Below are 9,641 nucleotides of genomic sequence, written 5' to 3'. Positions count from 1 at the left end.
TTCGCCCGGGCCGCGGCGACCGTGGCCGGCCCGACGCGGCCGTCCTGTGCAACGCCGAGCACGGCCTGCAGATATTTCGCCGCCCTGCCCGGCCCGCTGTTCACGGCGAAATCGAAGACGGCGCAGTCGACGCCGTCGGGGAGTTCGGCGCCGAGCACGGCGTCCCAGTAGAAACGCCGATATCTCCCCCGCAAGGGGGAGATCGGATGTCGCAGCCGCTTTCGCCAATTGTTGGCGCAGTAGACAGTAGGTGGGGCCAGCGTGGGAATTGCTGATCTCCCCCCTTGCGGGGGAGATGGCCGGCAGGCCAGAGGGGAGTGCTGTCCCGCCAGCGTTTCAGTAGTTTGTGTGCTGATGGCAAAGAAAAACAAAACCCGCCGGGTGGCGGGTCATCGGCGCAAATCAGCACCATGGACAAAATCATAGCATAGCTGCCCTCACCGAGCAATGCCTTCTAGGCAAATTTTCCTATTATCTTTGCCCCGCCTCAACGCCCAACCGGCGAAAATGCCGACCGGGACAGGTCGCCGCAGGCGGGCATTTTTGTCGGAACCATGGGCGGCTCGGATGGTTCCCGTAGGACAATTCCAGGAAAAGCGCTCAATGATCTTTTCCAACCGGAATTGTACAAACCCCAACAGTTAGCGCAGTTCAGCGTTTTTCGGACGGCGAACTGCGCTAGTCGCGACGCGACGACCTGGAAAGGAGAAAATCATGTTTAGAACCATCCTTGCGGCTTCGGCGCTCACGATCGGTCTTGCCACGGCGGCGATGGCCCAAAGTGCCGGCCATATGGGCTCGGGCAATGCGAACGATACGACCGGCGCCGGCAGCGGCCAGACGGTCGTTCCCAATCCCGACAACAATATCGACCCGGGCACGACCGGCAGCATTTATGGCGGTCCGGCCTATGAGGACGGCATGAATTCGAATGCCGATCGGAACTGCCCGGCGAATCCGCAGGGCGCGCAGCCGGACGCCAGTCACCTGTCGCCCGGAACCACCGCGCCGAGCGTTAACGATAATCACTGCGGCAAGTAGTATCGTAGCTTCGTTGCACCGAAGGGCCGCGGAGTTCGCTCCGCGGCCTTTGGCTTGGTGCTCCTAAACGGTGGAGGGAACCGGGCTCGGGCGTGAACCGTTGCAGAAGCAAGGAAGGAGACTCCGATGGCAGACAACGAGAGCAACGAAACCAACGCGGCCAACGCAAGGAACGGAAGTTCGAAGAGTCAGACGGCGGCGAGCACGGCCCGCAGCAGCGCTGCCCGCAGCGGCAGCGCTTCGCGCAGCAACGCCAGGTCTTCAGGGGCTTCCGAAGCGGCGATGAAAAAGCAGATCGCGGAATTGAAGCGCGAGGTGAGTCGGCTCAACCGTATGCTTTCCGACCAGGCCGAGGAGGCCGCGCAAGGCTGGTATCAAGGCGCGGCTGATCGAGCCTCCGGCTTGTACAGCGGCGCGGCCGACCGGGCTTCCGATCTGTATACCGGCGCGACCGATCGTGCCTCGCGCGCGGCCAGGCAATTGCGCAGCCAGGCGCATAGCGTGTCGGAAACGGTGCAGCATAACCCCGGCACCTTCTCGACGGCGGTCGCGCTCGGCGGAGTGGTCGGCGTGCTGTTCGGCCTTGCCTTGGCCAAAAGCTCGCAGCCGGACCCCGACTGGTTCCATCGCTGGCATCGCTAAAGCGCGAGACGGCTTGGGCGCGAGACGGCTTTGCCGTCTCGTCGCTGCCTCGCGGACATGTAAGGAAGGCCGGGCCCTCGTCCCGGCCTTTTCCTCGGATCGTCCCGCCCCGCTTGGTGTGGCCGGTTGTCTCGGGCTGGTCATTAGCCGGACCTTATGGAATCATTCCGTATTGGAATCGCGGAGAGCGGGCATGGACAAACCTGCCATGGCATCCGTCTTTCGGATGCGGCATGTGCCAGCAAGCATTTCGGGCGTTCGCAGCCTGGGCCGGGGCCAGGCGGATCCGATCTTCCATTCGAGGCCGCTCGGCGAAGCCATCCGCTTCATCGCCGAGGCCGACGGCCAATACGACTTGAGCGGCGTCGCCATCTCCTATGGCGACCGCTCGACGCCGCCGCTCGGCAGCCGCGAGGTCAAGCAGCTCTGGACCGAATATGGCGAGCGCCTGATGGAGGCTTAGGTTCATGCATCGCCGGCAGTCGGCTCGCGGCGCGGCTTTCGCACATTGAGAAATTGTCGCAGTGGACCCGGCTATTTACTTGGAGTTCATCTGAACCGCCTTGTTCGCGTCATGGAATTTTGCTCGGTTCGGGCGCGATTTGATTTCAGGAGGACAGATGCGTTTCGAAATGCGTTTTGGCGCGGTGCTTCTCGGCGCCTCACTTCTGGCCGGCTGCACCAGCGCCAAGGAAGGCCAATGGAACACTGCGCAAGCGGCGATGCAGGGCAGCCCTGCCTTCAAGCGAGGAATCATCGCCGATTGCACCAAGCAAATCGGATCGCGCCGTTTGGAGGACAGGCAGACTGTGGCGAAGCTGATGAACGTCAGTATCGTCCGTGTTCCAGCCGCCTTCTGCAATCGGTTCTTCAACGCATGGGCAAGCGGCCGGCTTACCTATCGCGACATTCAGGGAATCCATTCCCAGACGGCCGACAACAGCCGCTTCGTCCGTGTCCTGCAAGGCAGAGAATAGGGTGACTGCCCGTGGCCGCCATGCATCCGGAACTCCAGCGCCTGATCGACGATTGCTACGATGCGTTTGCGCCCTACCCGCCGCCGCGTAGCCTCCATGCGCTCCGTGATCCCGTGGCGATCCTTGCGACGCTGACCTCGGCGCCGCTGCGCGAACTGACCGGAGAGCAGATCGGTCCTTACGCGGGCTGGGCCATGACGACAGTCGGCGATGTCACTGACTACAAGCATTTTCTGCCGCGCATCCTGGAACAGGCCGTTCGCGAGTCGCTTTGGACGGGGCACCGATCCGCCGATTATTGCCAACCGCCTGAAGATGGCCCAGTGGCAGGATTGGCCAGACGCCGAACGTGGAGCGATCCGAGCGTTGTTCGCCGGGGCCTTGTCGCAAGCCATCGAGGGGCATCCCGATAACGGGGATGATGCTGAGGACTGGATATGCGGCATCGCCATCCTCGATCTTAGGTTGTCGGCAATGCTCGATACATGGCAGGCGGCGCCGTCAATGAAAGCAACATTACAGCTGGCGACGTTTCTAATGAGGAGCAGCCTGTTCGAGGCCGATCCGGTCGAGCGCGCCTATTGGAGTTATGTCGATGCACCGGCGGTTCACCTGGTGAGGCGGTGGCTGCTCAGTGATCATATCCATCAGCGGCTGTCGTCGGCCCGCGGTTGGACTGCGCCCTCGGATGAGTGGCTGATCAACAAAGCCCTTGCCACCCAAGCAGCCCTCAGGCTGAAAAGGCCGCAATAGCTTCCCCGGATCGGAAACGTCGTTCGTGCGTTTTTAAGGCGAGGTCAATGGGAGGAAGCGCCATGAACGTCGCCAATCTGCAACTCGAGGGCCTGCTGATGGCCGTAGCCGCAATCAACCATACGTTGGTGCGCAAGGGCCTGTTGACAGTCGAGGAGATCGACATCGCGCTGCGCAAGGCCGAAGCCGTCGAGACCGGCGAGGACCGGTCCGAGGGCATGTCGGCGTCGAGCCGCGACGCCGTCAATTTCCCGATCCGCCTGCTCGAACTCGCCAACCAATGCCAGCCTGAGGCGGACATGCCGTCCTTCTCCAAGCTGGCGCGTATGGTCGGCCAGATGAAGGAGCCTTACAACGATCAGATGTGAGGCGGCGGGCCGCCTCACGCCCTGCCCGGCCAGCCCTGCCGCACTGACAGCACGCTGCCCGGTCCGTTGACGGCCGCGAAGAGCAGGCCGGCGGCGAACGGGAAATGCGACATGAAGGCGCCGAACTCGGCCTGGTCCGAGGCCCAGTGCGACGGGCCGTGGAAGGCAAAGCCGAGGAAGAGCACGTAAACCGCGGCAATCAGCGTCGCCGGGGTGAAGAAGGCGCCGGTCAGAAAGGCGATCACCAGCAGCGTTTCGAGGATCGCGGCGCACCAGGCCAGGAACAGCGGGAACGGGAAGCCGGCGGCGGCAATGTAGCCGGCGGTGGCGCCCATATCCATGAACTTGAACGCCACCCCCATCGCGAACATGGCCGCGAAGATCAGGCGAGCGATGAGAATGGCGGCGGTCTGCCAGGTCGATTGCGTTTCCACGTTTGTCCTCCGGGTTGGATGCAGTTGATGTGCTCCAAGGACGGATGGAGGGCGATGGTTCCGACAGCGAGGGGAAATTTTGTTTTTGGAGCGCCTGGTTTTCCTCGCCCCCGCCGCAGGCGGGGGAGAGGTGGCAGCGCAGCGGCCGGAGAGGCGGACAGCGCCGGCGATTGCAGGGACGACGCGCCGGACGGCGGGCCCCACCGCCAAGCTCGGCGCTTTACGAAGTCCCCTCTCCGTCGCGGCTTCGCCGCGCCACCTCTCCCCCGCTTCGCGCGGGGCGAGGAACTTAGCCGGCCTTCGCCTGCGGGGGATGGCTGATCGAATCCCGCACGGTGCCATAGGCGGCGCCCCAGCGGTCGGTCATGTCACAGCGTATGTCCCACAGCTCGGCGAAGAAGCGGTGGCGGGCGCCGCCTTCCAGGATCTCCACCGGACGGCCCTTGAGCGACTTGGCGCCCAGCCCGATCGAGCGGTGGATGAGATAGAGGTGGTTGGCGCGGAATTTCTGGAACAGCTCGTCGAACTCGATCAGCGCCTCGGCCACGACGTAGGCGTCGCCATGGTCGTAGTGCGTATCGTAGACGTCCTCGACGGAGAGCCCGCAGGCGTCGAGATAGGAGTGCTTGAAGGCCCGCCAGAGGTCCGGCGGCAGGCGCAGGATCAGCTTGAAGCCCGGCGACTCCTGGCCGCTGCCATTGCCGAGCTCGAGGCGGATCTGCTGGTATTCCTTGGGCGACATGGTTTCCAGCAAATCGAGCTGCGCCGTCATCATGCGCACCAGCCGGTGCACGCGGCCCATCAGCGTGACGATGCGGTGCGTGTCCTGCTTTTCCAAGTGGTCGAGCACGTCGACCAGCGTGTAGGCGATGAGCTTCATCCACAGTTCCTCGACCTGATGCACGATCTGGAACTGCAGCTCGTCGGCATTGACCATCTCTGCGAGCGGCTTCTGGCAAGAAAGCAGTTGGTCGCATTTCAGATAGACGCCGTAATCGCGCATTTCGGGCGCCTCGATGCGGGCGTGATAATCCGACTTGTCCATGGCTCATCTCCTCGCGCGGGGCATGGTTCGACAGATAGGCAAGGATAGCGCTTTTGGCTTGAACATTGTTCCTTTCTGTTATCCAATATATCGAAATTAGAGGACGATCGACCGCCTTTCATTGAATTTTGGAGAACGGAGCATGCTGGATGCGCTCGACCGCAAAATTGTAGCCGCCCTTGAGCGCGACGCGCGCGTCTCCTTCGGCGAGCTCGCCGAGGAGGTGGGCCTGAGCAAGACGCCGTGCTGGAAACGGGTGAAGGCGCTGGAAGACGTCGGCGTCATCCGCGGCTATTTCACCCGCATCGATCCGGCGGCGATCGGCTTCGGCATCGAGGCCTTCATCCAGGTTTCGATCGACTTCGAGGTGTCGGACGCCTTCGAGGCGGCGGTGAAGAAGCACCCGCTGATCCGCCGCTGCTATGCGACGACCGGCGAGGCCGACTATCTGTTGCAGATCGTCACCGTCGACATGCGGGCGCTGGACAGGATGCTGCGCGAGGAGCTCAGCCGGCTGCCCGGCGTGCGCCGCACCGTGACCTCGATGGCGATGCGCGAGATCAAGGGCGACATCTCGTTTGCCGAAGCGGCGGGGCATGCGCTGAGGTAGACGCGGTGCGGAATGATCGAGCCGTCGGCAGGACAGAGGGAGGCGCGAAGAAACGCTGCAATCAGTATTCGGAGGTCAGGTCAGGCCGGGCTCCGCACGGACAGCGGGCTCAGACTCCCGCGCCGCCTCTTCCTTCTCGGCATCGGCCTTGCGCTTCGGGCACGCCTCGAAATCATGGTCGCGGCCGCCGCAATAGGAGCAGCATTTGGCGGGTGTATCGGGCTGGAGCATCGAGGCCATTCCCAAGAATGCACGAAAAGGTTTCCCGTTGCAGCAATTGCGTGAAGCCGCTGCAACCGCCCGTTCAGCCCAATGCCCCCTCTATGTTTTGCGCAATTCCTACGGAAACCGCAGCGCGATTTCCTGGAATTGCTTTTTGTCTTTCACGCAATTCCGAATGGAAAACCGCTATGCACTTTTCCTGGAATTGCTTTTAAAGGAGCTCGCCGCTCGCGCGGCGGGCTCCCGCTCAATCACCGCTCACGCGTGGGCGTGGGGATGACGGACGTCCCAGACGGCCCAGGCCGACGCCGCGACCACAAGCACGCCGAGGACGACATGTGTGATCATTACATTCCTGTCAGCCGCAAAGCCCAGGAGCCAGGGCGACGCGATCAGCCAGAGCCCGAGGACCAGATTTACCCATTCTTCCCACTCGGCGAACACCGAAAGCGTTGCCAGGGCAAGCGCACCGAGCAGGACGCCGACAATCCAGGCGTTCCACGCGGGCATCATTGCCGCGGTGAATCCGATGACCCATGGTGAGATGAACAGGCAGATCGCGAGGACCAGGGTAACCCAGTCCTTGCTCTTCCGTTCTTCCATCAGTTTGCTTGCCATGACAACCTCCATCGATGAAGCTTGACCAAAAGCAACTGCATTCGCGTGCAATACGCACGCTCTGTTAATTGATGTAATACATTTTTACGGGCCGGCAAGGGGACAGACCCTGCGGCAGCCGTGGGTTGCATGCGCCGTGGCGTCTCCCTATCTGCCCTCGATGGCAAAACTCGTCGCGCTCGGCGTGGTTGTCCTGACGATCGTCGAGGCCGTCAGCGAACTTTGGCGTTTTTGGAAAATGGGGCTGTCCGCGCGTAGCCGGCGCACCTATGCGCCAATACCGATGCTGGACGAAACGGAAGGCGTGCCAACCCAGCGTCGCCAAGCGAAGGCGGCACGACGAGGCTGGATATGCCCGAAAAATCCACGCCGGAGTGGGCCAGTCGTCCCCCTGCGGAAAATGCCTTCGAGGTACGGAACGGGCCTGTCAACCGTTGAAATCGCTTCCGTTTTCGGCGCCCAGCTGCGGCACGACGATGGCCTCGAGCGGCGCCGTCAGCGACCATTTCATCTGGCCAGGCGAACGTTCGAGGCTGGAGGCGCCGCCGAGCGCTTGCGGCGCCACGCGCTGCAACACCACCGTGCCAAAGCCCTTGCGCGCCGCCTCATTAGGCTCGCCGTTGCCGGTATCGGTATTCGACGTCTCCTCCCAGACAAGATGAAACCGGCGCTGCGCCTCCGGACCGGTCTCGACCGTCCAGGTGATCCCGACATGACCGCCCTCGCCCGCCAGCGCGCCATATTTTGACGAGTTGGTGCCGAGCTCGTGGAAGGCCATGCCGAGATTCTGCACGGCGTTCGACTGCAGCGTCAGCAAGGGACCGGAGAGCGAAATGCGCTCCTCGTGACCGAACGGTTTCAGATGTTCCTGGATGAGGTCGAACAGGCTCGCTCCTGCCCATTCCGAAGTGACCAGAAGATCGTGCGAGCGCGACAGCGCCATAATGCGGGCGCGGATCATGTCCTCGAACTCGCTGGGATTGGCAGAGCGCTTGCTGGTTTCCCTCACCATCGACAGGATCACCGCAAACTGGTTCTTCACGCGATGGTTGACCTCGCGCATCAAGAGCCGGATGCGGCGCTCGCTCTCCTTGGCGGCGGTGATATCGCGGGCGATCGTGGACGCGCCGACAATATCGCCCGAAGGGTTCCTGATCGGCGAAACCGTGACTGAAACAGCAACGAGCGAGCCGTCCTTCCGCTTTCGCATCGTGTCAAAGCTCGCCACGCCCTGGCCTCCGCGGATGCGGCCAATGATGTCGGCCTCTTCGTCATGCAGATGCTCTGGGATGAGAAGCAGCATCGATTGGCCGATGGCTTCCTCCGCGCTGTAGCCGAACATGCGTTCGGCCGCGCGGTTCCAGTCGGTGATGATGCTGTTCAGGTCCTTGCCGATAATGGCGTCGAACGAGGAATCGATGATGGCAGCTAGCCGCGCATTGGCGCTCGCATCCTGTCGAAATCTTCCCCCGCTGGTCGTCATTGGCACTAGTTAGAGCGCGATTGAATCAAGGCAACGGCCTAAACCTTGGAATTACAAGTACTTCCTTCGGCCTTGTCTGTCGACGGCACACCGAAATCCTCTGACCTCACGCCGGCCTCGCCTGGAAGAAACCTTTTACCGCGAGAACCCGGTGCAGCAGCTCGCCCACCGCGGCATCGGGAACGGTGGCTGTCTCGACCGTGGCCCATGAACGCCGTCACCGAGACGAACCCTAAGCGCCCGTGCGACCCAAACCGGTTGGCGAAGTCGATTGTCGATCCGGCGACTGACAGCGTCGGCGAGCAACCGCGTATATCCGACCTACCAGGGCGCCTTGGGGCCTAATCCGTTCAACTCAAAATTTATTGACTCGACCCAACGGAGATTACATTTTTGTGGATGGTCTTCTTAGGGAGAGTTGGCCATGAGGCACGGGGTTGTGGCGAGCCCTGAAGCTGTTGAGATGATGGTTCGGGTGCTGGACGCCTATTGCAACCACGCTGGTATCGTGAGCCGCGCCGAACGTGAAGATGTGGCGGTGATCATCCTAGCGCACTATGAGAGCGGGATCGAAACAGAGGACGGCCTGATGGCCGCGCTCCTGAACAACGCGCTCCGACGTACCGGCTAGATTTCAAACTGACCCACTACCGCCGGTCAAGCCCCTTGGCCTGACGTTTTCGGGCGGGCTTCTTGGGCGCGGCTGCAGGCACTTCGGCTTCCTGCGCCAGCCTGGCGGCGCGCAGGCGCTCCGTCTTGGCAATCCTTGCTGCCGCTTCCAGATCGACAATCTGCCGAGCGACACGACTGGTCATGTCACCCTTCGCCTCGGTCCGCGACGGATTCGGCTTGAACAGCCCGGGTTCCGGTATGCGCTTCATTGCTTTCATCTTTCTCAATAAAAAAGGCCGGGCAAAGCCCGACCTTCTCCCATACGCCTCGACGGCCAATGCCAGTACATCCGTGGTCAAAGACCTCGAAACGTTGCGATCAGGCAGCCTGGAGGTTTTCCGCGGAGCTCTTGCCGTTGCGGTTATCCTTGACGATGTCAAAGCTTACCTTCTGGCCCTCGACCAGCGAACGCATGCCGGCGCGCTCCACGGCCGAGATGTGGACGAACACGTCCGGCTGGCCGTTGCCCACTTCGATAAAACCAAAGCCCTTGGTGGAATTGAAAAACTTCACAGTTCCAGTGTTCATGCGATTTCCTTTCAAATCGACGCAAATTATCGCCGCCTGGTTCTGACCAAGCGCCGCACTTTTCGAAATTGAGAGGGAAGATCGTCAGAGCGCTACGGCGCGGAAACAACGTTCGTTCAACAAGATCGATGTATCTGTATATAGCGCTGAATTTTGATGACGGCAAGAGAGACCGGCACAATACTTTGCAGAGCGCCGGATTTTTCCTGCTGTTTTCAAGCTCCTAGCACTTATCGAGGTAACCGGGG

At 61.8% G+C, this 9,641-nt stretch carries 18 protein-coding genes; 9 read left to right on the top strand and 9 right to left on the bottom strand.

Annotated features, from left to right (window positions below; translation table 11 throughout):
• Nucleotides 1–194 (bottom strand): glycosyl hydrolase 108 family protein (locus tag DH10_RS32045; RefSeq protein WP_281423880.1); only part of this gene is annotated, 194 nt, incomplete at its 3' end.
• Between the two features lie 520 nt (nucleotides 195–714).
• Here DH10_RS32045 and DH10_RS32040 point away from each other — a divergent pair.
• Entirely contained in the window at nucleotides 715–1,041 is a 327-nt protein-coding gene (locus tag DH10_RS32040) for a hypothetical protein (RefSeq protein ID WP_192257399.1), read from the top strand.
• Between the two features lie 188 nt (nucleotides 1,042–1,229).
• Here the strand turns inward: DH10_RS32040 and DH10_RS32035 are convergent, their stop codons facing one another.
• Nucleotides 1,230–1,370 carry a hypothetical protein gene (locus DH10_RS32035; protein ID WP_192257401.1) on the bottom strand — a complete coding sequence of 47 codons (141 nt, stop codon included), beginning with the start codon at nucleotides 1,368–1,370 and terminating at the stop codon, nucleotides 1,230–1,232.
• A gap of 4 nt (nucleotides 1,371–1,374) precedes the next feature.
• Here DH10_RS32035 and DH10_RS32030 point away from each other — a divergent pair, with 4 nt between their 5' ends.
• From DH10_RS32030 to DH10_RS32010, 5 genes are all read left to right on the top strand, one after another.
• Nucleotides 1,375–1,683: a hypothetical protein gene (locus tag DH10_RS32030; RefSeq protein WP_192257403.1), complete on the top strand. Its 309-nt coding sequence runs from the start codon at nucleotides 1,375–1,377 to the stop codon at nucleotides 1,681–1,683.
• 193 nt (nucleotides 1,684–1,876) lie between these two features.
• Nucleotides 1,877–2,146: a hypothetical protein gene (locus DH10_RS32025; protein WP_192257405.1), complete on the top strand. Its 270-nt coding sequence runs from the start codon at nucleotides 1,877–1,879 to the stop codon at nucleotides 2,144–2,146.
• A 100-nt stretch (nucleotides 2,147–2,246) separates the two neighbouring features.
• Nucleotides 2,247–2,660, top strand: a complete 414-nt coding sequence (locus DH10_RS32020; RefSeq protein ID WP_192257407.1) for a hypothetical protein — start codon at nucleotides 2,247–2,249, stop codon at nucleotides 2,658–2,660.
• Between the two features lie 210 nt (nucleotides 2,661–2,870).
• Nucleotides 2,871–3,413, top strand: coding sequence for a hypothetical protein (locus DH10_RS32015; RefSeq protein ID WP_192385740.1), 543 nt, complete (start codon nucleotides 2,871–2,873; stop codon nucleotides 3,411–3,413).
• A gap of 62 nt (nucleotides 3,414–3,475) precedes the next feature.
• Nucleotides 3,476–3,781: a hypothetical protein gene (locus tag DH10_RS32010; protein ID WP_192257411.1), complete on the top strand. Its 306-nt coding sequence runs from the start codon at nucleotides 3,476–3,478 to the stop codon at nucleotides 3,779–3,781.
• Between the two features lie 14 nt (nucleotides 3,782–3,795).
• On the opposite strand, the gene DH10_RS32005 is transcribed toward DH10_RS32010, so the two are convergent.
• Entirely contained in the window at nucleotides 3,796–4,215 is a 420-nt protein-coding gene (locus tag DH10_RS32005) for a DoxX family protein (RefSeq protein WP_192257413.1), read from the bottom strand.
• Between the two features lie 289 nt (nucleotides 4,216–4,504).
• Nucleotides 4,505–5,260: a tryptophan 2,3-dioxygenase family protein gene (locus DH10_RS32000; RefSeq protein ID WP_192257415.1), complete on the bottom strand. Its 756-nt coding sequence runs from the start codon at nucleotides 5,258–5,260 to the stop codon at nucleotides 4,505–4,507.
• A 142-nt stretch (nucleotides 5,261–5,402) separates the two neighbouring features.
• Between DH10_RS32000 and DH10_RS31995 the strand changes: the two genes are divergently transcribed.
• A complete protein-coding gene (locus DH10_RS31995; RefSeq protein WP_192257417.1) occupies nucleotides 5,403–5,870 on the top strand; it encodes an Lrp/AsnC family transcriptional regulator in 468 nt (155 codons plus the stop codon).
• 75 nt (nucleotides 5,871–5,945) lie between these two features.
• Here DH10_RS31995 and DH10_RS31990 read toward each other — a convergent pair whose 3' ends face one another.
• Nucleotides 5,946–6,101 carry a hypothetical protein gene (locus DH10_RS31990; RefSeq protein ID WP_192385739.1) on the bottom strand — a complete coding sequence of 52 codons (156 nt, stop codon included), beginning with the start codon at nucleotides 6,099–6,101 and terminating at the stop codon, nucleotides 5,946–5,948.
• Between DH10_RS31990 and DH10_RS31985 the strand changes: the two genes are divergently transcribed.
• The gene (locus DH10_RS31985) at nucleotides 6,076–6,372 is read left to right on the top strand and encodes a hypothetical protein (RefSeq protein ID WP_192257419.1); all 297 of its coding nucleotides are present in this window, start codon (nucleotides 6,076–6,078) and stop codon (nucleotides 6,370–6,372) included. The two genes, DH10_RS31990 and DH10_RS31985, sit on opposite strands and share 26 nt — an antisense overlap.
• On the opposite strand, the gene DH10_RS31980 is transcribed toward DH10_RS31985, so the two are convergent.
• On the bottom strand, nucleotides 6,351–6,710 hold the full coding sequence (locus DH10_RS31980; protein WP_192257421.1) for an SPW repeat protein: 360 nt from the start codon (nucleotides 6,708–6,710) through the stop codon (nucleotides 6,351–6,353). The genes DH10_RS31985 and DH10_RS31980 overlap by 22 nt on opposite strands.
• A gap of 427 nt (nucleotides 6,711–7,137) precedes the next feature.
• A complete protein-coding gene (locus DH10_RS31975; protein ID WP_192257423.1) occupies nucleotides 7,138–8,193 on the bottom strand; it encodes a sensor histidine kinase in 1,056 nt (351 codons plus the stop codon).
• A gap of 424 nt (nucleotides 8,194–8,617) precedes the next feature.
• Between DH10_RS31975 and DH10_RS31970 the strand changes: the two genes are divergently transcribed.
• Nucleotides 8,618–8,824 (top strand): hypothetical protein, encoded by a 207-nt coding sequence (locus DH10_RS31970; protein WP_192385737.1) that lies wholly within the window; start codon nucleotides 8,618–8,620, stop codon nucleotides 8,822–8,824.
• Between the two features lie 16 nt (nucleotides 8,825–8,840).
• On the opposite strand, the gene DH10_RS31965 is transcribed toward DH10_RS31970, so the two are convergent.
• Together DH10_RS31965 and DH10_RS31960 are read right to left on the bottom strand one after the other, a co-directional pair.
• Nucleotides 8,841–9,083: a hypothetical protein gene (locus DH10_RS31965; RefSeq protein WP_246506713.1), complete on the bottom strand. Its 243-nt coding sequence runs from the start codon at nucleotides 9,081–9,083 to the stop codon at nucleotides 8,841–8,843.
• A 100-nt stretch (nucleotides 9,084–9,183) separates the two neighbouring features.
• Complete coding sequence (locus tag DH10_RS31960; RefSeq protein ID WP_192257789.1) at nucleotides 9,184–9,393, bottom strand: cold-shock protein; 210 nt, start codon at nucleotides 9,391–9,393, stop codon at nucleotides 9,184–9,186.
• Nucleotides 9,394–9,641 lie beyond the last annotated feature (248 nt).

The organism is Mesorhizobium silamurunense (assembly GCF_014843825.1).
GTDB classification, from domain to species: Bacteria; Pseudomonadota; Alphaproteobacteria; order Rhizobiales; family Rhizobiaceae; genus Mesorhizobium; species Mesorhizobium silamurunense.
Note: the sequence above shows the minus strand (reverse complement) of the source record. Positions and strands in the feature narration are given on the sequence as shown.